Origin of the sequence: Blautia argi, from assembly GCF_003287895.1 — a bacterium.
Lineage (GTDB): Bacteria > Bacillota > Clostridia > Lachnospirales > Lachnospiraceae > Blautia > Blautia argi.
Genome location: NZ_CP030280.1, coordinates 833,051 through 856,100 on the forward strand (window position 1 = coordinate 833,051; position 23,050 = coordinate 856,100).

The 23,050-nt window shown below is 41.4% G+C and carries 21 protein-coding genes, 1 tRNA gene and 1 pseudogene; 18 read left to right on the plus strand and 5 right to left on the minus strand.

Annotated features, from left to right (window positions below; all coding sequences use genetic code 11):
• Window positions 1–4: 4 nt before the first annotated feature.
• From pgmB to DQQ01_RS04190, 5 genes are all read left to right on the plus strand, one after another.
• A complete protein-coding gene (gene pgmB / locus DQQ01_RS04170; protein WP_111920823.1) occupies window positions 5–667 on the plus strand; it encodes a beta-phosphoglucomutase in 663 nt (220 codons plus the stop codon).
• A 52-nt stretch (window positions 668–719) separates the two neighbouring features.
• Window positions 720–2,087: an MFS transporter gene (locus DQQ01_RS04175; RefSeq protein WP_111918647.1), complete on the plus strand. Its 1,368-nt coding sequence runs from the start codon at window positions 720–722 to the stop codon at window positions 2,085–2,087.
• Window positions 2,084–2,911 (plus strand): ChbG/HpnK family deacetylase, encoded by an 828-nt coding sequence (locus DQQ01_RS04180; RefSeq protein ID WP_111918649.1) that lies wholly within the window; start codon window positions 2,084–2,086, stop codon window positions 2,909–2,911. The genes DQQ01_RS04175 and DQQ01_RS04180 overlap by 4 nt, the downstream gene beginning before the upstream one ends.
• A 10-nt stretch (window positions 2,912–2,921) precedes the next feature.
• Window positions 2,922–3,776: a DMT family transporter gene (locus DQQ01_RS04185; protein ID WP_111918651.1), complete on the plus strand. Its 855-nt coding sequence runs from the start codon at window positions 2,922–2,924 to the stop codon at window positions 3,774–3,776.
• 146 nt (window positions 3,777–3,922) lie between these two features.
• A complete protein-coding gene (locus tag DQQ01_RS04190) occupies window positions 3,923–5,158 on the plus strand; it encodes an ROK family transcriptional regulator (RefSeq protein ID WP_111918653.1) in 1,236 nt (411 codons plus the stop codon).
• A 162-nt stretch (window positions 5,159–5,320) separates the two neighbouring features.
• Here DQQ01_RS04190 and DQQ01_RS04195 read toward each other — a convergent pair whose 3' ends face one another.
• From DQQ01_RS04195 to DQQ01_RS18355, 3 genes are all read right to left on the minus strand, one after another.
• The gene (locus DQQ01_RS04195) at window positions 5,321–5,674 is read right to left on the minus strand and encodes a hypothetical protein (RefSeq protein WP_111918655.1); all 354 of its coding nucleotides are present in this window, start codon (window positions 5,672–5,674) and stop codon (window positions 5,321–5,323) included.
• A 247-nt stretch (window positions 5,675–5,921) separates the two neighbouring features.
• Complete coding sequence (locus DQQ01_RS04200; RefSeq protein WP_111918657.1) at window positions 5,922–6,188, minus strand: hypothetical protein; 267 nt, start codon at window positions 6,186–6,188, stop codon at window positions 5,922–5,924.
• A 25-nt stretch (window positions 6,189–6,213) separates the two neighbouring features.
• Window positions 6,214–6,540 carry an AAA family ATPase gene (locus tag DQQ01_RS18355; RefSeq protein WP_330407636.1) on the minus strand — a complete coding sequence of 109 codons (327 nt, stop codon included), beginning with the start codon at window positions 6,538–6,540 and terminating at the stop codon, window positions 6,214–6,216.
• A 222-nt stretch (window positions 6,541–6,762) separates the two neighbouring features.
• Here DQQ01_RS18355 and aroF point away from each other — a divergent pair.
• The 8 genes and pseudogenes from aroF to DQQ01_RS04245 all read left to right on the plus strand — a co-directional run bounded on the left by aroF (window position 6,763) and on the right by DQQ01_RS04245 (window position 14,997).
• Window positions 6,763–7,789, plus strand: a pseudogene (gene aroF / locus DQQ01_RS04210) (3-deoxy-7-phosphoheptulonate synthase).
• Window positions 7,786–9,966, plus strand: coding sequence for a DNA topoisomerase III (locus DQQ01_RS04215; protein ID WP_111918659.1), 2,181 nt, complete (start codon window positions 7,786–7,788; stop codon window positions 9,964–9,966). The pseudogene aroF and the gene DQQ01_RS04215 overlap by 4 nt, the downstream one beginning before the upstream one ends.
• A gap of 119 nt (window positions 9,967–10,085) precedes the next feature.
• The gene (locus DQQ01_RS04220) at window positions 10,086–11,450 is read left to right on the plus strand and encodes a citrate/2-methylcitrate synthase (protein WP_111918661.1); all 1,365 of its coding nucleotides are present in this window, start codon (window positions 10,086–10,088) and stop codon (window positions 11,448–11,450) included.
• Window positions 11,451–11,533: 83 nt separating this feature from the next.
• A complete protein-coding gene (locus tag DQQ01_RS04225; RefSeq protein ID WP_111920824.1) occupies window positions 11,534–12,046 on the plus strand; it encodes a YqeG family HAD IIIA-type phosphatase in 513 nt (170 codons plus the stop codon).
• Between the two features lie 84 nt (window positions 12,047–12,130).
• Window positions 12,131–12,688: an elongation factor P gene (gene efp / locus DQQ01_RS04230; RefSeq protein ID WP_111918663.1), complete on the plus strand. Its 558-nt coding sequence runs from the start codon at window positions 12,131–12,133 to the stop codon at window positions 12,686–12,688.
• Between the two features lie 373 nt (window positions 12,689–13,061).
• Window positions 13,062–13,847, plus strand: a complete 786-nt coding sequence (locus DQQ01_RS04235) for a DUF5688 family protein (protein ID WP_242980562.1) — start codon at window positions 13,062–13,064, stop codon at window positions 13,845–13,847.
• Window positions 13,848–13,964: 117 nt separating this feature from the next.
• Window positions 13,965–14,037: transfer RNA gene (locus DQQ01_RS04240), tRNA-Arg, on the plus strand.
• Between the two features lie 51 nt (window positions 14,038–14,088).
• Window positions 14,089–14,997: an SH3 domain-containing protein gene (locus DQQ01_RS04245; protein ID WP_111918665.1), complete on the plus strand. Its 909-nt coding sequence runs from the start codon at window positions 14,089–14,091 to the stop codon at window positions 14,995–14,997.
• Between the two features lie 157 nt (window positions 14,998–15,154).
• On the opposite strand, the gene DQQ01_RS16340 is transcribed toward DQQ01_RS04245, so the two are convergent.
• Both DQQ01_RS16340 and DQQ01_RS16345 read right to left on the minus strand, forming a co-directional pair.
• A complete protein-coding gene (locus DQQ01_RS16340) occupies window positions 15,155–15,799 on the minus strand; it encodes an N-acetylmuramoyl-L-alanine amidase family protein (protein WP_242980564.1) in 645 nt (214 codons plus the stop codon).
• Window positions 15,738–16,286 (minus strand): N-acetylmuramoyl-L-alanine amidase family protein, encoded by a 549-nt coding sequence (locus tag DQQ01_RS16345; RefSeq protein ID WP_242980566.1) that lies wholly within the window; start codon window positions 16,284–16,286, stop codon window positions 15,738–15,740. Before DQQ01_RS16345 ends, DQQ01_RS16340 begins: the two co-directional genes overlap by 62 nt.
• A gap of 195 nt (window positions 16,287–16,481) precedes the next feature.
• Between DQQ01_RS16345 and DQQ01_RS04255 the strand changes: the two genes are divergently transcribed.
• From DQQ01_RS04255 to DQQ01_RS04275, 5 genes are all read left to right on the plus strand, one after another.
• A complete protein-coding gene (locus DQQ01_RS04255) occupies window positions 16,482–17,321 on the plus strand; it encodes a pseudouridine synthase (RefSeq protein WP_111918667.1) in 840 nt (279 codons plus the stop codon).
• Window positions 17,314–19,266, plus strand: a complete 1,953-nt coding sequence (ligA, locus tag DQQ01_RS04260) for an NAD-dependent DNA ligase LigA (RefSeq protein WP_111918669.1) — start codon at window positions 17,314–17,316, stop codon at window positions 19,264–19,266. Before DQQ01_RS04255 ends, ligA begins: the two co-directional genes overlap by 8 nt.
• Before the next feature lie 83 nt (window positions 19,267–19,349).
• Window positions 19,350–20,837, plus strand: coding sequence for a cardiolipin synthase (cls, locus tag DQQ01_RS04265; protein WP_242980571.1), 1,488 nt, complete (start codon window positions 19,350–19,352; stop codon window positions 20,835–20,837).
• Between the two features lie 30 nt (window positions 20,838–20,867).
• On the plus strand, window positions 20,868–21,788 hold the full coding sequence (metA, locus tag DQQ01_RS04270) for a homoserine O-acetyltransferase MetA (RefSeq protein WP_111918673.1): 921 nt from the start codon (window positions 20,868–20,870) through the stop codon (window positions 21,786–21,788).
• 21 nt (window positions 21,789–21,809) lie between these two features.
• Window positions 21,810–22,856 carry a substrate-binding domain-containing protein gene (locus tag DQQ01_RS04275; protein WP_111918675.1) on the plus strand — a complete coding sequence of 349 codons (1,047 nt, stop codon included), beginning with the start codon at window positions 21,810–21,812 and terminating at the stop codon, window positions 22,854–22,856.
• Window positions 22,857–23,050 lie beyond the last annotated feature (194 nt).

Sequence of the window (23,050 nt, forward strand, 5' to 3'; positions counted from 1 at the left end):
AACGATGTGGGGATTTATATTTGATTTAGATGGAGTAATTACAGATACAGCCAAATATCACTATTTGGCATGGAAAACAATCGCAGATGAATTAGAGATTCCATTTACAGAAGAAATAAATGAAAGGCTGAAGGGCGTCAGCAGAGAAAAATCTTTTGAAATTATTTTGGAAGTCGGAAATCGATTAGATATGAAATCAGAAGAACGGGCCAAATGGTGTGAGAAAAAGAACAAGCTTTATGTCGATTATATAAAACAGATGAAAAAGGATGAAGTGCTGCCCGGGGTCAGAGTATTTCTGGAAAAAATCAGGAAGGGGGGAGATTGTATTGCATTAGGATCAGCAAGTAAGAATTCCAAGCTTATTTTAGAACGGCTGGAATTACAAAAGGCCTTTGATGTGATCGTTGACGGAACGATGGTGACGAAGGCAAAACCAGATCCGGAGGTTTTTTTGCAAGGTGCAAAGAAGATGCATATTAATCCAGAAAACTGTATTGTGTTTGAAGATTCGACGGCAGGAATTGAAGCTGCTCACAAAGGTGGAATGAAAACGGTTGGGATTGGGGATGCAAAGATTCTCAGAAAAGCAGACGGCGTAATCGCCGGATTTGAAGGCTGGACACCAGAAAAAATAGTAGAAGAAGTATTATTTTGTGTAAAGTAGCAAAGGGTAAAAGTGAAGTGCAGGTTGCATACAAGGTGTATGAAGGAGAAAAATGGAAACAAAATATAAAGAAAAGATAGGAATCGGAGAAAAAATTGCATTTATGCTTGGTGGAATGGGAGGAGTGCCGCTGTTTGCACTGATTTCAAGTTTCCTTGTGTATTTTTATACGAATGTTATAGGGCTTGATGCAGGTCTGATAGGAGGGATTATTCTTGTTTCCAAGATTTTTGATGGTGTGTCAGATCTTATTTTTGGAAGTATTATTGATAAAACAAGAACAAAATATGGTGTATGCCGTCCATGGGTCTTGAGGATTGCAATATTTGGAGCAATTGGTATTTTAACTTTATTTACGGTACCGGAAGTAGGTACAACAGGACAGTTGATCTATGTGTTCCTGAGTTATAATATTTCACAGACTGTCATTTATACAATCATGCAGCTGGCCGTGATTAGTCTTCCTACTTACATGACAAGAGATACGAAGCAGAGAACAGGGCTGTTTGTATGGAGTAGTATTGGACAGAGTATTATGACTATCATTATTTCAAGTGTTACATTGGGGATTGTAACAAAATTGGGAGGAAATCAAAAGGCATGGATTATCGCAGCATGTATTTATTCTGTGCTGAGTGCAATTTTCCTTTTTGTAACAGGAATTGTGTGTAAAGAACGTGTAAATCCAGATAAGATTGTTGGGGAAAAAGAAGCAAAGGTTCCATTTGCTGTTGTGTTAAAGAGTATTCTGAAAAATAAATACTGGTTTGAAATTCTTGGCATCGTAATTGTCGGAGCCGGAGCATATGTGGCAAGTCTTCAGATGCATACCTATTATGCACAGTATATTCTTGGAGATATTAATATTGCAAGTGTTATGAATATGGCATATACCATGCCGCTTCTGGTCTGTGGATTTGTACTTCTTCCTTTGAGTCAAAAATTTGGAAAGAGAACAATTATGTTAAGCGGAGTAGGGATTCAGATGATTGGGTGTATTTTAATTATATTGATTCCCAAATCTATGCCGGTAATCTTGGCTGCGACAGTAATGAAGAGCATAGGACAGAGCTGTGCAGCAACTATGTATCAGCCAATGCTTGCAGACTCAATTGAGTATGGTCATTGGAAAACCGGAATTAGAAGCCAGGCGGCTCTGATGGGGGCGAATGGTGCAGGACAGAAAGTCGGACAGGGGCTGGTTACTGCTTTATTAGGAGGGATTATGTCGATTGCTGGTTTCAGTGGAATGGCCGCTGTACAGTCAGAAAAGGCAATCGGAAGTGTATCAGGGTTATTCCTTTTTGTTCCGCTTGTGTTTACCATCATTGAATTCGCAATCATCTACATATACGATCTTGATAAAAAATATGATACCATTATGAAAGAACTTGAAGAAAGAAAAGGGCAGGAAGCATGAAAAATCTGATTACAAGAATGGATGACTTTGGGAGTGCTTTTGCAGCAGATGGTGCAATTTTTCAGGCTATAAAAAAAGGAGATTATGTTAAAAATGTATCTTGCATGGCTGTAGCACCATATATTGAAAAGGATGCAAAAGAACTGGAAGAACTAAGAAAAAAGAAAAGTATCTGTATTGGGCTCCATGCAACGCTTAACAGTGAGTGGGAAAAGATTGACTATCATAGCATTTTAAATCCAAAAGAAATTTCTTCGCTTGTAGATGAAAAGGGGAAATTTGCAATGCATCCGATGCTTTTTGAAAAACGAATGCCAAAGACGATAGAGTGTATCCGGGAGATTTCAGCACAGCTGGATAAATTAACCACTTTTGGACTGACAGTAGAGTATATTGATACCCATATGCTTCCAGATGCAGTTGTTCCAGGGTTAAAAGAAGCCCTTACAGAGTTTGCAAGAAAAAAAGGCCTGATTGACCAGCGGTGGTTCTATACTTTCGCACAGGAACATCAGCCGGTGTTAGACGGGAGTGAATCCTTAGAGAAGGATGCAGAGGCATATAATAAGTGGTTTGAGGGTTTTGAAGAAGGTAAGCAGTATATTAATATCCTTCATCCGGCAAAATATTCCGAAGAAACAAAGTTGTTTTATAATCAGGTGCTTACCGGAAATAGAGTGGCTTGCCAAAGAGAAGCGGAGCAGCAGCTTTCAAACAGTGGAAAACTGGAGGAATTTTGCGAAAGCTTGGAAATTAAAAGAATAAAGTACACAGAGGCTGCTCCGCAGGGAGATACAACTCTTTCTGCAGCTATGAACTTCTGAAGGGCCTGCTATGAAAGAAAAATATTCAATTTACGCATTGATCACGGTAACATGCTGGGCTTTTTCTAATGTACTGACGGGAATCGTCATGCAGGAAATATCCACCTTTGAACTGGCATTTTTGAGATATTTTATAGCTGTAAGTGTTTTGCTGGTAATTGTATGCTGGAAAAAGCTGTCATTACCAGCAAAGAAAGATATTCCGTGGTTCTTTTTAAGTGGCGGGCTCGGTTTTTTTCTGTACACGGTATGCTTTAATCTGGGATGTGCAAAGACAACATCAGCTGTGAGCAGTACAATCATTGCGGCAGTTCCGCTGTTCACAGCTATTCTCTCGGGAATTCTGTTGCAAGAAAAGATTATGAGGGTGCAGTGGAATGGGATTATTCTTGCATTTACAGGTGTACTGATTTTAGTTTTTGAACCAGGGAAAATGGAAATAACATCAGGAACACTATGGCTTCTGGGAGCAGCAGTGATTTTAAGCTTCTATAATCTGGTTCAAAGAAAATTAACACAAAGATATACGGCACTTCAGGTATCTGTATATAGCATTTTTTGTGGCTTCCTTTTTCTGTGCATATTTGCTCCAAAGGGATGGCGTGTGATTGGAGTGCTATCAACGGTATCGTGGGTGTGTATAGGTGTTATGGGGATTTTTTCAAGTGCAGTTGCATATGTTTGCTGGGCAAAAGCATTAAGTCTTGCACCACAGACATCCAGTGTCAGCAATTTTATGTTTTTGACACCATTCATTGCAACGGTTCTGGGATATTGGATACTTGGAGAAACATTATCCTTTCAAAATGGAATTGGAGGAGTGCTGATTCTTGCAGGGCTTTTATTGTTTCGTTGGAAAAAATAGTGTGCTGTAAATAGATATAAAATTTGTGGCACAACAAAAAAAGATAAGTTATAATATGGTTATTGTACAAAAATATAATAACTGTGTTATAACTTATTTTAGTGTATTATGTATGCATAACTATGATTTGAAAGGAGCAGAAGACTGTGGAGAAAGAGAGAAAGGCTGCACTTCCAACAACACTTCGGCAAAAAAATTATCTTACAATATTAAATACATTCCGTGGAGAAGAAGCTCTTTCAGCAAATGATGTGTCTGCGATGACTGGAATCAGCAGGGCAACAGTGATGAAAGCCATTAATCATTTTACAGAGTGTGGACTTTTAAAATCAGTAGGAAAAGGAGATTCTACCCAAATTGGAGGAAAGAAACCAGAATTATTCTGTTTTTGCATGAAACGTTATATTCTATGTATTGGATTGTGTGCCGAAGAAATGGTTGCATCTCTTTATGATTTGAAGAATAATTTGATTGCAAAAGAATATATACCATATAACAGGAAGGAAGATGTGAATACTTTTTTTGATAAGGTAGAGTATATTTCTGATTTATTATTTGAAAAAGTAGAAGATGGGCGTGAACTGTTATATGGAGTATCCCTGTGTATGGGCGGATTTTTGGATATAACCACAGGGGTTCTTCAATATTCCGCATTGACGCCAGAGTGGGGGTATAATGTTCCTCTAAAGGAGATGCTTCAGGAAAGATTTCCAGAAAAGGAGATTGCGATTGATAATGTAGCAAGGATGGCAGCTTGTGCGGAAGTATTAGATAATCCTGCGTATGAACAAAAACGTGTGGCTGTGCTTTATACAGATGTTGGTGTATCAGCATGCTATATTGATAAGGGTCATATTTTACATGGTAGAAATTCAATGATCGGTGAGATAGGAATGATGGTTATTTCGCAGTCAGATGTGAAACCATATACGAATGCAGATACAGCATTATTTTCAAATCAGATAAGTGAGAAAACTATAGTAAGTAATGTTTTCGCACAAAAGGAAAAGCTTAGAGAAAGCAGCCTCTATGAATTTCGGGATGACTTGAAATTAATGGATATTTTTAGTGAAGCAAATAAGGGAGATGTCTTTGCTAGAGAAATTGTAAAAAAAGCAGCGTGGATATTTAGTGCGGCTTTACAAAACATTGTAGTGAATTTTGATCCAGAAGTAGTTATTTTTCAGGGGAATTTTTCAAGAGGAGGGAAGTGGTTTGAAGAATGTTTGTGGGAGGCTATGAGATGTTATCCTCAAAGCAAACTTTCAGATTCTTTTGAAATAAGATATGATATGAGACCTTTGATTTCACTGCAAATGAGAGGAGCAACAAAGGTCATGGTTTGTAAGTTTTTTCAGGAGGAAGAGTGGATCAGAAAATAAGTAATCAATATCAGAGGTGCATACCATCGTGTACATGACACGGGATATGTGCCTTTTTTTGTGGGAAGGGGAGCAGAGAAGCGGTCTGACCGGTGGAATAGTTTAAATAAATAAGGAAAACAAAAAAGCCAAACCCCTTCACTTCATATGGGGTTGGCCTTTTCATACTGGTGTCCGGTAAAACCTCTGAGGTAAACAGGCGCAGAGGTGCTGATAAATTCCCGCTCCGTCTGCAGCACAGGAGAAGAAGAACTGCCCAGAGAATCGGAATCCTGCCCTTTTTCTGTCCAGCCCAAGGGCTGCTGTCCACAGGGTAAAGTACAGAGAAAGAATCAAAATTGCAACAATGCAGAGAAAGAGAGAAGCAGAAGAACCGTGGATTTCCTTACAGCTTAAAAAGAATCCCAGATCGCAGAAAAAGAACAGGCAGAACCAGCCTGCAAAAGGTACAGACCCATCAGGGGAGGGAACAGGGTTTATATGAATCCGAACAGGTGTGTTTTTCCCTTTTTTCATGGCTTCTCCTTTCTGTCGTTGTCTTGTCTTTGCTCTCTTAAATGGGAGGTAAAGCCTGTAGACTTTCCGGCTTTTTGTTTTTATAAAATTCCAGTTTTGTATTTAAGAAAAGGGTGGTGCAGAAATCAAAATCCGTTTCCGTCCGCATGAGAAAGCTTTCCGGTATACCCAGGTCCCGAACCAAAAGACAGTCGTTTCCGGCGCTTAATTTCCAGTGTGCCGCAAAGCTGTGTTTCCCCCTTTACTCTTACAGAGAAAGTAAGCTTCTGTGTCTGACAGGGCTTTTCTTGTAAATTACAGATGGTGAGACAGATTCAGCCATGGGAGATTTTGAGGCAGATGTCCGGACAATCTCAAACTGCAGATTACGGGAGAGATAAAAAAGCTGACAAAACGCCAGTATCAGATAAATGCCCAGAAACAAAAAGACTGCACAGGCAGCAAGGTTCTGATATAAAACTGCCAGATACAGGCAGAGGAAAAGAGCGATAAACGTGAGAAAATGAACGGCCATAATACACATCTTCCTTTCCGATTTTTCAGGACGGTTTTGTTCGTACAGAAGGCGCGGGAACCGTTTTTAAAATTTCTTCCAGAACAGAACGTGCGCTTACCTGGCTGATTCGCGCCTTGGAGGTTAGGAAAATGCGATATACGCATACGTCGGTAAAAATACGCTGTACGTCCCTGGGCAGTACATCAGGGGTAAAGGTCAGGCGTTTTTCTTTCAGGCTTAAAGCTCTGGGAAAGGCAAGTGCCATAGTGGTTTTTTCTACACCGGGATCTTCTTTTCCAATGACGGCTTTTTGCACCTCCTGAATGACCTTATGCGCCAACTGGCTGTGGAGTCTGGTTGTATTTTCCATATGCTTTTCCCATTATTTGCAAAAATTCTGAAAAAATAGATAAATTCTTAAAATAATTATAATATAAGACAGGAGATATCACAATACAAAAAGGCGGTTTTTACAGGGATTTAAAAATTATGCACTTACACGCTTTAAATTATTAAAATGCTGTTGACAAATTCAGGGTACAGATATATGATAAGGCTACTTTTGCAGTGTAAAAAACAGGAGGAAAAAGCCATGATTATCGTATTGAAAAAAGGGGCAGAAAAAACAAAAGTAGAAGCCCTGAAACAGGAACTTGTTCAAATGGGACTGCAGCTTCATCTTTCTGATGGCATAAATACATCTCTTATCGGTCTGGTAGGAGATACTACAGAGGTAGACGCTGAGTGGCTGGGAGCGTTGGACGTAGTAGCTGCTGTAAAGAGAATCAAGGAACCATACAAAAAGGCGAATAAAGATATGCACCCAAAGGACACGGTCATAGAGGTGGCAGGCAGAAAAATCGGCGGAGGATTTTTTCAGGTAATTGCAGGTCCCTGCTCTGTGGAAACCAGAGAGCAGATGACCGAGGTTGCCCTTGATGTACAGAAGGCGGGAGCAGGTCTTTTAAGAGGAGGCGCTTTTAAACCCAGGACTTCTCCGTATTCTTTCCAGGGACTGGGAGATGAGGGCTTAAAGATGCTTTTGGAGGCAAAAAAAGCAACCGGACTTCCCATTGTAACCGAAATCATGAGTACCGCGCATCTTCCGCTGTTTGAGGACGTAGATGTGATTCAGGTAGGTACCAGAAACATGCAGAACTTTGAACTTTTAAAGGAACTGGGAAAGGTAGATAAGCCCATTCTTTTGAAGCGGGGAATGGCAAATACCCTGGAGGAACTTCTTATGAGCGCAGAATATATTATGGCAGGAGGAAACGAAAAAGGTCATTCTCTGTGAAAGGGGAATCCGTACATTTGAAACTTCTATGAGAAATACCCTGGATATTTCTGCAATTCCCATGTTGAAATCCAAGACCCATCTGCCTGTAATTGTAGATCCAAGTCATGCAGCGGGACTGCGCTTTATGGTAGAGCCTCTGACTATGGCAGCTATTGCAGCAGGCGCAGACGGCGTGATGATTGAAGTACATAACAATCCGGAAAAAGCCCTGTGTGACGGAAAACAGTCTTTGACACCGGAAAGCTTTGCCGGATTAATGGAAAAGGTGAAAAAGACAACGGCTTTCTTTGGAAAGGATATGCAGGAGGCAGGCGTATGAAGTCGCTGGTTTTAGCAGAAAAGCCTTCTGTGGCAAGGGATATTGCCCGTGTTTTAAAATGCAGCAAAAAACTGAACGGTGCACTGGAAGGGGAACGCTATATTGTAACCTGGGCGCTGGGACACCTGGTCACCCTGGCAGACCCGGAAGAGTACGATAAAAAATACAAAGAATGGAAGATGGAAGTCCTTCCCATGATGCCGGAAAAAATGGAGCTGGTGGTAATCAAGCAGACCGCAAAGCAGTATCAGGCAGTGAAGACACAGCTTTACCGCAAAGATGTGGGAGAGATTATTATTGCCACGGACGCCGGAAGAGAAGGGGAGCTGGTTGCCAGATGGATTCTGGAGAAAGCCCATTGCCAGAAGCCCATAAAGCGTCTTTGGATTTCCTCGGTGACAGATAAGGCAATCCGGGAAGGCTTTATGCATCTGAGGGACGGAAGAGAGTACCGCCCCCTTTATGACGCTGCAGTTGCCAGGGCAGAGGCCGACTGGCTGGTGGGAATCAATGCTACCAGAGCCTTGACATGTAAATATAATGCTCAGCTGTCCTGCGGCCGTGTGCAGACCCCGACCCTTGCAATCATTGCGGCAAGAGAAGCAGAGATTCGAAAATTTAAGCCGCAGGATTACTATGGATTGACGCTTCTTGCCGGAAAGGCCCGTTGGGTATGGCAGGATAAGAAAAGCGGCAGCCCACGTTCTTTTCAGAAGGAAGCCATGGAAGAGCGAAAAGGGGCTGTGCAGGCAGACTTGCTGCAGGTAGTTTCCGTGGAAAAAAGCCGGAAGAAAACTTATGCGCCGGGACTGTATGATTTAACAGAACTACAGAGAGATGCCAACAAACGTTTTGGCTTTTCTGCGAAGGAAACCCTGAATATTATGCAGCGTCTGTATGAGAACCATAAGGTACTGACTTATCCCAGAACAGATTCCAGGTATATTGGAAGTGATATTGTGCCAACCATAAAGGAGCGACTGAAAGCCTGTGCCGTAGGCCCTTATCGTTCCATTGCAGGGTCTCTTTCCATGAAGCCCGTGAAGGTATCCAAGTCCTTTGTAGATGATACGAAGGTCAGTGACCACCATGCAATCATTCCCACAGAACAGTTTGTACAGCTAGACCATATGACAAACGAAGAGCGGAAGATTTATGATTTGGTAGTGCGGAGATTTTTCAGCGTTCTGTATCCGCCTTTTGAGTATGAGCAGACTACCATGAAGGCCACTGCAGCGGGAGAAACCTTTACGGTAAAAGGGAAAATCGTGAAGCAGGCGGGTTGGAAGGCGGTTTATGAGGACGGCTTTGCAGACCAGGAGGAGGAAGGTTTTCAGAAACTTTCAGATTTAAAAGAAGGAGAAAAACTGAAAATCGAGAGAACGGAACTGACTTTAGGCAAGACGAAGCCCCCTGCGCCTTTTACCGAGGCAACACTTTTGTCTGCAATGGAAAATCCGGTGAAATATCTGGAACATGCAGACGCAAAAGCAGCAAAAACCCTGGGGGAAACAGGCGGTTTGGGAACCGTTGCCACAAGGGCGGATATTATTGAAAAACTGTTCCATACCTTTTTGATGGAAAAAAGAGGAAACGATCTTTATCTGACCTCTAAGGCGAAACAGCTTTTAGAGCTGGTTCCTGAGGATTTGAAGAAGCCGGAGCTTACGGCAGACTGGGAAATGAAGCTCTCTGATATTGCCAAAGGCAAACTGAAAAAAGATCGTTTCCTCACAGAAATCCGGGGTTATACAGAGGAGATTATCCGGGAAATCAAGACTGGAGAGGGAACCTTCCGCCACGATAATCTGACGAATACCAAATGTCCGGTGTGTGGTAAACGTATGTTGTCCGTAAACGGTAAAAACAGTAAAATGCTGGTCTGCCAGGACAGAGAATGCGGACATAGAGAAACGATTTCCAGGCTAACCAATGCCAGATGCCCCAACTGCCACAGAAAAATGGAGATGTATGTAAAAGGGAAAGAAGATACCTTTATCTGTAATACCTGCGGATACAAGGAAAAGCTTTCCAGCTTCCGGCAAAGAAGAGAAAAAGAAGGCGCAGGTGTCAGCAAAAAGGACGTACAGCGCTATCTGAACAAACAGAAAAAAGAAGCCCAGGAGCCGATAAACAATGCGTTTGCCGATGCCCTGGCAAAATTAAATCTCAAGTAATAAAAGTTCAAATAAAGAAACAATTCAGAAAAATTTAACAAAAAATTTTCTTGTCACCCCCTTATCTGTGTGGTAAAATATTATCACGCTAAAGTGAAAAAAGATAAGGGGGAATCAAAATGTCTGATTTTAATATGAATGTTACTCCGGAAATTGAAATGCTTACAGAAATCTGTAAAGAAAACAGCCGGATCGACGCGTCCCTGTATCCGAAATACGATGTCAAGAGGGGACTTCGTGATATTAACGGAAAGGGCGTTTTGGCAGGTCTGACCCAGATTTCCAATATTGTTTCAAAAAAAGTGATTGACGGTGAAGAGGTTCCCTGTGAAGGCGAGTTGTATTACCGGGGAATTAATGTGGAGGATTTGACCAAGGGCTTTCTGGACGAAAAACGTTTCGGTTTTGAGGAAGCAACGTATCTGCTTTTATTCGGACGTCTGCCCAATCAGGAAGAATTGAAGGACTTCTGCAGGATTCTGGCAACACAGAGAACACTTCCCACAAACTTTGTCCGGGATGTGATTATGAAAGCACCCAGCAGAGATATGATGAACACTCTTTCCAGAAGTGTGCTGACTCTGTATTCCTATGATGAAAATCCGGAAGATATTTCCCTTCCCAATGTTCTGCGCCAGTGCATTAATCTTATCAGTGTTTTTCCCATGCTTTCCGTATATGGCTATCAGGCACATAAACATTACAATCTGGACGACAGTCTTTATATCCATAATCCTGAAAAAAATCTGTCTACCGCAGAGAATATTCTGCTGATGTTGCGTCCTGACAAAAAATACTCATCTCTGGAAGCAGAAATTCTGGATTTGGCTCTGGTACTGCATATGGAACATGGCGGAGGAAATAACTCCACCTTTACTACGCATGTGGTATCTTCTTCTGGCACGGATACTTATTCTGCCATAGCAGCTGCCCTTGGTTCCCTGAAGGGACCAAAGCACGGTGGCGCCAATATTAAGGTGGTCAGTATGTTCCAGGATATGAAGGAAACTTTAAAGGACTGGGAAGATGAAGAGGAGATTGTGGATTATCTGACAAAATTATTACATAAAGAAGCCTTTGATAAACGGGGACTGATTTATGGTATGGGGCATGCTGTTTACTCCATTTCCGACCCCAGAGCCCAGATTTTCAAGAAATTTGTCCGCCAGCTTGCTGAGGAAAAAGGCAGAATGAAGGACTACGAGCTTTATGCTAAAGTAGAGCGTCTGGCCCCGGAGGTAATCGCAAGAGAACGCCGTATTTATAAGGGGGTCAGCGCCAACGTGGACTTTTACAGCGGCTTTGTTTACAGTATGCTGGGACTGCCGTTAGAGTTGTATACTCCTATGTTTGCCATTGCCCGTATTGTGGGCTGGAGCGCACACCGCATGGAGGAACTGATTAACACAGATAAAATTATCCGTCCGGCTTATAAAAACGTACTGGAAGAGCAGACTTATGAGCCTTTAAAGGACAGAAGATAGATAATTTGACAAACCCTGCCTGTACCTGTTACCATAGAGAAAACACCCTGCTTTATCCAGCAGGTACAGGAAAGGAAGAAAGTATGTTTCGGAAATTTTTTCCAGATGAATATCTGGATTCTACTTATCTCATAGATTTTGAAGCTCTTTACAAAAATGGGTACAGAGGAGTTATTTTTGACATTGATAATACACTGGTTCCTCATGGAGAGCCGGCAGATGAGAGGGCAGAGGCTCTGTTTAAAAGGCTGAAAAACACAGGATTTCAGTGTTGTTTGCTGTCGAATAATCAGTATGAGCGTGTCAGCTCCTTTAACAGAAATATTCAGGTGCACTTTATTGAAAATGCCCATAAGCCTTCACGGAAAAATTATCGGAAGGCCATGGAGTTGATGGGAACCACACTTGAGAACACGGTGTTTGTGGGCGACCAGCTTTTTACTGATGTGTATGGGGCAAAGAGAACCGGGATTTATAATATTCTGGTAAAGCCTATTCACCCAAAAGAAGAGATTCAGATTGTATTAAAGAGAAAACTGGAGAAAATCGTCCTGTATTTTTATAAGAAAGAGCAAAGAAAGCGAAAAAACAGTTGAAAATTGCTTCAATGTATTATAAAATGAAGTACAGTGGAAAAAATACGGGTTTTCCCAATGGACGAAATAAGGAGGAATATCATTATGATATCAGCAGGCGATTTTAAAAACGGTCTTACACTGGAAATTGATGGTAACGTAGTACAGATTATGGAATTCCAGCATGTAAAACCAGGTAAAGGTGCTGCATTCGTTAGAACAAAATTAAAAAATGTTATCAGTGGTGGAATTATTGAAAAAACTTTCAGACCAACTGAAAAATTCCCACAGGCTCGTATTGAACGTGTGGATATGCAGTATTTATACAATGACGGCGATCTCTATAACTTCATGAACAATGAAACTTATGATCAGATTGCTATCAGCCAGGATACTGTAGGCGATTCTCTGAAATTCGTAAAAGAGAACGAAAACGTAAAAGTATGTTCTTATAACGGAAGCGTATTCGCGATTGAACCGCCATTATTCGTAGAACTGGAAATCACAGATACAGAGCCGGGATTTGCCGGAAACACAGCACAGGGTGCAACAAAACCTGCTACTGTAGAAACAGGCGCTACTGTATATGTACCTCTGTTCGTAAACCAGGGCGATGTAATTAAAATCGACACAAGAACAGGAGAATATCTGTCCAGAGTATAAGCCACATAAAAGACAAAAGGGACAGTTTTATGAAAACAGGCTGTGTCGGCAGACATCAGAAGTTTTTCTGGTGCTGTCGGCATGGCAGTAAAGAAATAAAATTTAAAATTCTATTTACATTTCTTATTTTTATGAATTTCACACACATTCGTGAAGGATTTTCCACACGCAAGGTAAAATGCAAAACAAAAAGTGTATAAAGCAGCGGGGAAAGTTTGTCCAGGTGTATTTCCCACGCTGATTTATAGAAATCAAACAAAGAAAGGAATATGCACTATGGGGTATGAAACATTTAAAAAAGAGCTTTTACAGGCTGTAAAGGAAATGGCCGGGGATAAGACAAAGGTTTCTCTGCGTAAAATTGAGAAAAACAATGGGGGTGATGTTAGACGGACTGATGATTCACAGGGAAGACAGCAGTATGGCGCCTATGTTCTACCCGGCGGAATTTTACAAAAAGTGGGAAAATGGGGATTCTATGGAAGAGCTGGCAGAGGAAATTCTGGAATTTGAGGAGGAGCAGAGAAATGCTGTGGATTTTTCTCTCAAGGATTTTGAGGATTATGGAATTGCCAGAAAAAATATTTACTATAAATTGATTAATTACAAAATGAATGAGAAGCGTCTGGAAAAGATGCCTCATATAAAATATCTGGATTTGGCAGTGGTCTTTTATTACCGTGTAGAGGGCGGCAGCTTTCACGGCGCCACGGTTTTAATTCGGGACGCTAATCTGGAAAACTGGGGGATTACCAAACACCGCCTTTTGGAGGACGCTGTGGTAAATGCCGGTAAAAAGCTGCCTTATACGCTGCAGGGCATGGAAGCCCTGATAGCAGAACTCAGCGGCAATGACCCAGCGTCCTTTAAAAGAGATGAGTTGATGTATGTGCTTACCAACAAAGAAAAATACTTTGGGGCAGCGGTTATCCTCTATCCCCATGCCTTAAAGCATATTGCAGGCCTTTTGAGAAACAATTTCTATATCCTGCCAAGCAGTGTTCATGAATGTATTCTGGTTCCGGATATGGGACAGTATTCCCGTATGGAATTAAAGCGAATGGTAAAAGAAGTCAATGAAAACCAGGTAGAAGAGGAGGAGATTCTTTCCTATGAAGTTTATTATTATGACAGGGAAAAGGAGGCGCTTATGATGTAGAAGTGGGGAGGACCGTCCTGTTTTTGCAGAAAATGGGACGGCATATCCCAAAAATGAGTAGAGGTCTTTACATTTTGGAAAATGTGTGGTATGATAACCAAGATGTAACAATCACAGGCACTCGTAGCTCAGGGGATAGAGCAGTGGTTTCCGGTACCACGTGTCGGGGGTTCGATTCCCTCCGGGTGTGTTTCGTGCTTTGGGGAGAGCATAAGGATAAGGGAATATAAGGAGGAAAGATATGTTAGACAATTTCAGAGAATGGCTCTCAGATAATCTGAGGTATATTCTTCTGGGTCTGGCAATTCTGCTTGTTCTTGTCGTATTGTTTTTCGGAATCCGGGCTTTGACCGGCGGTTCCTCTGAAGGAAAAGCAAAGGATACGGAAAAAAAGACAGAGCAAAAGAAAGATTCCACAGCTTCCGATAAGGCAAAGGAAGAAAAGTCTGCCAAACAGGAAGATGAGAATGCTCTTGAAAAGAATGCATACCCTGAAGTAAATGCCCTGATTGAGTCCTTTTATACAGCATGGGGACAGAAAGATGTCACCAAGATGAAGGCGCTGACTGACAATTTTAGTTCCACAGATGAGGCAAAGGTAAACAGTGCATCCTATATCGAAAGCTATGAAAATGTTGTGGTTTATACCAAACCGGGACTGGAGAAAGACAGTTACGTTGTTTTTGCTTCCTATGATTTGAAGTTTAAGGACATAAAGACAGCAGCGCCGGGCTTGTCAGAACTTTATGTTTATAAGGACAAGGACGGAGAATACAGGATTCACAATGATAGCAGCGATGCCGAGGTTCAGGAATGTATTGAAAAGACCAGACAGGAAAAAGATGTTGTGGTTCTGATTGAAGAAGTAGAGAAAAAGCTGAATGAGGCAATTGCATCGGATACAGAGTTAAAGGCATTTGAGGAAAAGCTGGGTCAGGAAGTCAATACAGCACAGATGGCAGATAATGGAGATATGCTTACTGCAAAGGAGAGTTGTAATGTCCGAGCTGATGCCAATACCAGTTCACAGATATTAGGAAGACTGGAAGCAGGAGAACAGGTGAAGAAACTGGAAAACAGTTCAGATGGCTGGATTAAGGTTGAGTATAAAGGACAGGAAGCTTATATATATGCAGATTTGCTGCAGTAAGATAAAAGTAATGTGAAATTGAAGAAAGGACGTGGATACCGACAGGGATAATAACCTGTCGGTGTTTTGCGTTTTGGAAACTTTCTGTAACACAAAAATCATGGCGAAGAACAGAAAAGAGAGAACCCTGACCCAAAAGTAAAGGTTCTCTCTTTGGCTATTTTTTCACTGCCTTGGAATCCAGGCTTCCGTCCTCTTTCAGAAAATAGGACTTGCCATCAATGGTAATCCAACCGGTAGCCATGGTACCGTCCTCATTGAAATAATACTGTTTATTGTCGATTTTTCTCCAGCCTGTCATAAGCTGTGAGTTTGCAAGATAGTATTTTTTGCCGTTTTGTTCTACCCAGCCGTTTTTTAATTCGCCTTCTAAAGTCAAGAAATACCACTTGCCGCTTTCCTGGAAAAGTCCGGTTCTGGAACTGCCATCTTTATCGATAAAATACCATTTATTATCCTGTTTCAGCCAGCCGGAACCTGCCAGAATACCGTCATCATTAATAAAGTATTTTTTACCGCTTACAGTAATCCAGCCTTTTAATTCTTTGCCATCCTTGTCTACAAAATGCTTCTGTCCTTCTTCTTCAATCCATGCATTGGTTACTTTAGAACCGTCTTCCTTCATATAGTAGCGAGCCTTGCCGTTTGTAATCCAGCCGGTAGCCATGGTACCGTCCTCCCGGAAGAAATAGGTTTTGCCATCAATATCCTTAAAGCCAAGTGTGAAAGCACCGGTGTCATCACAGTAATATTTTCTTTCCTTCGTAGTCCGTCCAGCCTGAGGATACACTGCCGTCTTCATGGAAGAAATGCTGCTTTCCTTCAATTTCCATCATTCCGGTTGCCATAGCGCCGTTGCTCTGGAAGTAATATTTTTTCTTATCAATGTCTGCCCAGCCAATTTTTGGGGAACCGTCTTTTTCCAGATAATATTTCCCGTTTTCGTCTTCAAACCAGCCGGAAACAGGAGAACCGTCAGGGCTTCGGTAAAAAAGCTTGCCCTTGTCCTGTACCCATCCGGTTTTGACATAGCCTTTTGCGTCAAAATAATAAGTGACATTGTCCAGCACCTTGCTGTCATTTTGAATGACAGAACCATCGTGGTAAACATAGCGTCGCCCTGTCTGATTATAAACCCAGTGGTCTTCTTTTAAAGCTTCTTCTCTGTTTTCATGTGCTGTCATCATATTTTTCACTGCCACAAAAGTATAAGAAGGAGCCAAAATAAGAAATCCGCCTAGAAGAAGGATAAACACAGTAAGAAAAACACCTTTTTTTGTTATCTTCATGAGATCTCCTCTTTTGTCTGTAGAAATTTTTGTTTTCCTTACTATTATAACTTGAATCCGTGGAAAATAGCAACCGCTTCCCAAGAAAACTTTCCTTTGGAGGGGGAAATATGGTATAATAATTGCACGTTGTGCAATTCAAGCCGATAAGAACTATCGGCTTGCTGCTGCAGATTGATAAGAATGAGGGAAAATATGCGTTTAAATAAATTTTTGAGTGATGCAGGGGTATGCTCCAGGAGGGAGGCGGACCGGCTGGTGGAATCGGGGAGAGTTTCCATTGACGGAAAGCCTGCCATGCTGGGAAGCCAGGTGGAGGAGCATAACCGTATATGCATAGATGGAAAAGAAATTCAGAGGCAGGAAAGAAAAGTGCTTCTGCTTTTTCATAAGCCCAGAGGAATTGAGTGTACTGCAGACATGCGGGTAAAGAAAAATGTGATTTCTTATGTGAATTATCCTCTGCGTGTCTATTATGCTGGCAGGCTGGATAAGGATTCAGAGGGACTTTTGCTTTTGACAAATCAGGGAGATTTGGTGCAGGAGCTGATGAAAGCAGGAAATTTCCATGAAAAGGAATATGTAGTGACTGTGAATAAGCCAGTGACAGAAGAATTTATGCGGAAAATCAGAGAGGGGGTTCCTATTTTGGGAACTGTTACCAGAAAATGTCTGGCAGAGCGTGTGGGAAATACGGAATTTCGCATTGTGCTGACCCAGGGCTTGAATCGCCAGATACGACGTATGTGTGAATATCTGGGATATGAGGTGAAGCGGCTGAAAAGAGTTCGCATTATGAATCTGGAACTGGGAGAACTTCCGGTAGGGCAATATCGGGAGGCAACACAGGAGGAACTGTCCGAATTGCATAAGCTTCTGGAAAAGAGTCAAAAATCAAGACAAGAGGGAAGAGAGAAGGAAAGATATGCAGGGGGAAAGCCTGTGAAAAATGCAGGTAAATACAGAACCCCTTCCTCATGGAAAAAGAAAACAGGAAAAGCAGGCAAAAACGGAGGTTTAAAGAAAAATGGATAACATGCAGAGAATGAAAGAGCTGATTCCTCTTCTGACAGAAGCTGCGAAGGCATATTATCAGGAAGACCGGGAAATCATGAGCAATTTTGAATATGATAAGCTGTATGATGAGCTGGCAGCATTAGAAGCTAAGACAGGCATCACTCTGGCAGGAAGTCCCACAGTTTCTGTGGGATATGAGGCGCTGGAGGAGCTGCCTAAGGAAGCACATGAAACGCCTATGCTTTCTTTGGATAAGACAAAGGATATCGAGGCGCTGCGCCAGTTTATGGGAGAACATAAGACCCTGCTTTCCTGGAAACTGGACGGTCTTACGATTGTGCTGACTTACAGGGATGGAAAACTGTTAAAGGCAGTTACCAGAGGAAATGGAACTGTGGGCGAGGTTATTACCAACAATGCAAGAGTGTTTAAAAATATTCCCCTGCAGATAGGATATAAGGGTGAGCTGGTGCTGCGGGGAGAAGCGATTATTACCTATTCTGATTTTGAGAGGATTAATGCACAGATTGAAGATATTGATGCCAGATACAAAAACCCCAGAAACCTGTGCAGTGGTTCTGTGCGCCAGTTGAATAATGAAATTACTGCAAAAAGAAATGTGAATTTTTACGCATTTTCTCTGGTAAAGGCAGAGGGTGTGGATTTTAAAAATTCCAGAGAGCAGCAGTTTTTATGGCTGAAGGAGCAGGGCTTTGAGGTGGTAGAATATCGGGCAGTGACAGGGGCAACTCTGGATAAAGCCATGGATTATTTTGCTTATCAGGTAGGAGAAAATGATTTTCCTTCAGACGGTCTGGTGGCTTTGTATGATGATATTGCTTACGGAGATTCTCTGGGAAGCACTGCTAAATTTCCAAGAAATGCTTATGCCTTTAAGTGGAAGGACGAGCTTCGGGAAACCACCCTTCGGGAAATTGAGTGGAGTCCATCAAGGACAGGCCTGATTAATCCCGTGGCGATTTTTGACCCTGTGGAGTTGGAGGGAACTACAGTGAGCCGTGCCAGTGTTCACAATATCAGTATTTTGAAAGAGCTGGAGCTGGGAATCGGAGATAAAATACAGGTGTATAAGGCAAATATGATTATCCCTCAGATTGCGGAAAATCTGACCCGAAGCAGAAACCTGAAAATTCCCAATACCTGTCCTGTGTGCAAAAAAGAGGCAAGAGTACAGAAAACTAATGACGTAGAGGTTCTGTACTGTATGAATCCCCAATGTCAGGCAAAAAAAATTAAATCCTTTACCCTGTTTGTCAGCAGAGATGCCATGAACATTGACGGGCTTTCTGAGGCAACCCTGGAAAAATTTATTTTAAAGGGCTTTATCAAGGATTTTGGAGATATTTTTGAGATAGACAGGTATAAGGACGAGATTATTAAAATGGAAGGATTTGGGGAAAAATCCTTTGAAAATCTTATGGCAAGCCTGGAAGCAGCCCGGCATACAACCATGCCCCGCCTTTTGTACAGTCTGGGAATTGCTAATATCGGACTGGCAAATGCAAAACTTATCTGTAAAGAGTTTCAGTATGACATGGAACGGCTGATAAAGGCTTCTGCAGAGGATATCAGCGCCATTGAAGGAATCGGCCCTGTGATTGCAAAGGCCTGCACAGACTATTTTGCAGATGAGGAAAACATAAGAAAATTAAAGCATCTGCTGTCACATCTGGAACTGGAAGAAGTGAAACGGGAGGAAAATCTTTCTTTGGACGGAAAGCAGTTTGTCATTACCGGAAGCGTGAGTCATTTTTCCAATCGAGCAGAATTGAAGGAATATATTGAACAAAGAGGTGGAAAGGTGACAGGAAGTGTGACAAAAAAGACGGATTTTCTGATTAACAATGATACAACCTCTAATTCTTCTAAAAATAAAAAGGCTAAGGAACTGGGAATACCGATTTTAGCAGAAGCAGATTTTCTGAAATTGTCAGGAGAGTGAAAAACCTATGATAAAAACAAGCGAAATTAAGAAAAAGGGAATGAAGGGTGTAAAAACCATTATTTTTTGGAAGAACGCTGATTGTGGTGCTGGCTTTTTTGATTCAGTTTGCCCTTCTTACCTCTATCTATGTGTGGCTTAGGGAATACAGTTATATTTTTTATTTGATTTTTGTGATTTTAAGTGTCAGTGTGGTACTGCATTTGTTTAACAGCAGCGGAAGTCCGGAATTTAAGCTGGTGTGGATGCTGCCCCTGATTATTTTCCCTGTATTTGGGGCTTTGTTCTATATTTATGTGGATACTCAGTTGGGAACGAAAATGCTGTTTCGCCGTCTGCGGAGTCTGTCTGCCTATACAAAGCAGTATGCACCTCAGAATATAGCTGTCAAGGCGCGTTTAAAGGAGAAAAATCCTCAGATGGGGCATTTTGCAGACTATATGGAAGAGTACGATAATTGTCCGGTCTATGATCACACGCAGGTGACCTATTATCCTCTGGGGGATTATCAGTTTGAGGATATGCTGGAAGAACTGAAAAAAGCTGAAAAATTTATTTTCCTGGAGTTTTTTATTGTGGAAGAAGGAGAAATGTGGAACAGCATTCTGGAAATTCTGAAAGAGAAGGCAAAGAGCGGCGTGGAGGTCCGGGTTATGTATGACGGCATGTGCGTATTGGCACTGTTGCCGTATTTTTACCCCAAGGTGCTACAGGCAGAAGGAATTCAGTGCAAGATGTTTGCACCCATCAGGCCAATTTTCTCCACTTATTACAACAACCGGGATCACAGAAAGATTATGGTGATTGACGGTAAGGTTGCCTTTACCGGAGGAACGAATCTGGCAGACGAATACATTAACAGGAAGGTGCGCTTTGGACACTGGAAGGACACAGCTGTGCGGCTGAAGGGAAAGGCTGCGGAACGTTTTACCTACATGTTTCTGGAAATGTGGAATGTAACAGAAACAAAAGAAGAAGAGTATTTGAAATACAAAACTCCGGAGGAGTTTTCCATGGCCAATGATGGCTTTGTCATACCTTATGAAGTGAGCCCTTACGGTAAGGAACGCGTGGGAAAAAAGGTGTATCTGGATATTTTAAATACTGCTCAGCATTATGTACATATCATGACGCCGTATCTGATTCTGGACTATGAAATGATTATGGCGCTGACGTATGCGGCAAAGAGAGGTATTGACGTATCTATTATTATGCCTCATATACCGGATAAAATCTATGCTTTTGCAGTGGCAAAAACATATTACAATGAACTTTTGGAAGCTGGTGTGAAGATTTATGAATATGAGCCGGGCTTTGTACATGCAAAGGTATTTGTGGCAGATGATGCAAAGGCAGTGGTAGGAACCATTAATCTGGATTACAGAAGCCTGTTCCATCATTTTGAGTGCGGAGCTTTTTTGTATGAAAATTCCCAGATTGCTGCCATAGAGCGGGATTTTCAGGATACGCTGAAAAAATGTATGAAAATGCAGGCAGCAGATTATAAGAAGCAAAAGCTGTACATGCGTGTCATTGGAAAGGTGCTTCGTATGTTTGCACCTTTAATGTAAAAGAAAAATGAAACAGAAAGGAAGAAAGAAATGCCGATTAAAATACAGAGTGATTTGCCTGTAAAGGAGATTCTGGAAAAGGAAAATATTTTTGTTATGGACGAAAAAAGAGCTGTGCATCAGGATATTCGTCCTATACAGATTTTGATTTTAAACCTGATGCCATTAAAGGAGGAAACAGAGCTGCAGCTTCTGCGTTCTCTGTCTAATACGCCTTTACAGGTAGATGTTTCTTTTATGATGGTCAGCAGCCATACAGCCAAGAATACAGCTACCAGCCATTTAAACAAATTTTATCAGACCTTTGAGGAAGTAAAAGCCCACAAGTTTGATGGGATGATCATTACAGGAGCACCGGTAGAACAGATGGAGTTTGAAGAGGTGGATTACTGGGAAGAAATGAAAGAAATTATGGAGTGGAGCAAACATAATGTGACCTCTACGATTTACCTGTGCTGGGCAGCCCAGGCAGGACTGTACTATCATTATGGTCTGCAAAAACATCAGATGGATCATAAAGTGTTTGGGCTTTTTGCCCATAAGGTGCAGAACCGGAAAATTCCTCTGGTACGTGGATTTGATGATGTGTTTCTGGCGCCGCATTCCCGTCACACAGAGGTTCGTGCAGAAGATATCCATAACTGTCCGGAACTTACGGTGCTGGCAGAGTCCGAAGAGGCAGGAGTATTTCTGGCTATGGCAAAAGAGGGAAGGCAGATTTTCGTCATGGGGCATCCGGAATATGACCGTGTTACTCTGGACGGAGAGTATAAGAGGGATTTAGGAAAAGGTCTGCCCATTGATATGCCAAAAGGATATTATCCTGGGGATAATGCAGAGAATAAACCTTTGCTTTTGTGGAGATCTCATGCGAATAATCTGTATACCAACTGGCTGAATTATTACGTGTACCAGTGCACACCGTATGATTTGGATGGGACACCGTTTTAAGGTGGAAGTCTGGAGGATTATATGAAAAATAAAAAAGTAACGATTAAAGAAATTGCACAGAATACAGGGGTATCTTTAGGAACTGTACACCGGGTGATTTATGGAAAAGAAGGAGTAGGGGAAGAAACCAGACAGAGAGTGCTGGCTGAGATTGAACGGACAAATTACCAGATTAATACAGTGGCGGCGTCTATGAACCGTAAACCAATGGTGATTGTGGTGGTATTGCCAAAGTGTGAAGGCGATGAAAGATTTTTTTTCAGGGGAATTTGGAAAGGTGTTAAAGAAGCAGCAGAAAAGCTGAAAGAATATAAAGTGGAATTTCGTTATATAGAATCTGAATATGGTTTGAGTAAAATTTCCTTAGCACTGCAGGAATTATTTGATTCTGATTTAAGAGAGGTTGGAGGCATCGTGACAGTAGTCGATGATGATGAAACCGGAATGTGGGTAAGGCGTTTTCAAAAACAGGGAATTATGGTAGTTGCTGTTTCAAGTTATAGTGAAAAGCATGGCTGTCTTTGCAGCCTGAGAATCAAACATGAGATTGCAGGGGCATTGGCCGCTGAATTTCTGGATTTAGTGTGTGAAAAAAAGGACGGAAAAATCATAGTTTTGACTGGAAATAAAGGAATATACAGCAATAGAAACTATGCAGAAGGTTTTCTTGAATATGAAAAAAAACATGGTGATTCCAGACGTTTGCTTTTAGTAGAAGGATTCGGCAGCAATGAAATTGCTGACCCTTGCCGCAAGCTGCTTCAGGAGGAATCTATAGCGGGTATTTTTTCCTGCACGGCACGAAATACCTATTCTATATGTAAGGTCTTAGAGGAAATGAATCGTACGGATGTGTGCCTTATTGGGACAGACGTATTTTATGAATTGGAGGAATATTTTCAAAAAGGAATTATTAAGGCATCTATTTATCAATCAACAGTGGAGCAGGGAAGGGAAGCGGTGGAGGTTCTTTACCGTTATTTAGCAAGCTCAGAATTGGAAGAGAAAAATATTTATCTGCCTGTGGGAATTGTGATGAAAAATAATTATTCTTTTTATATTTCATAAAAAACAAACAATCAGGGCAAAGTTTTGATACTGGATAATTTTTGTAAAAAGGTTATCCAGTTTTTTTTTGTGCAAATTTAATAAATCAGAGAAGCTATATTTAACACAAGTGTAGAAAATAAAACAACTTATTGACAAAAGAGAAAATGGAGTATATTCTTAAAATAAATAAAACGTTTTAGTAAAACAATATA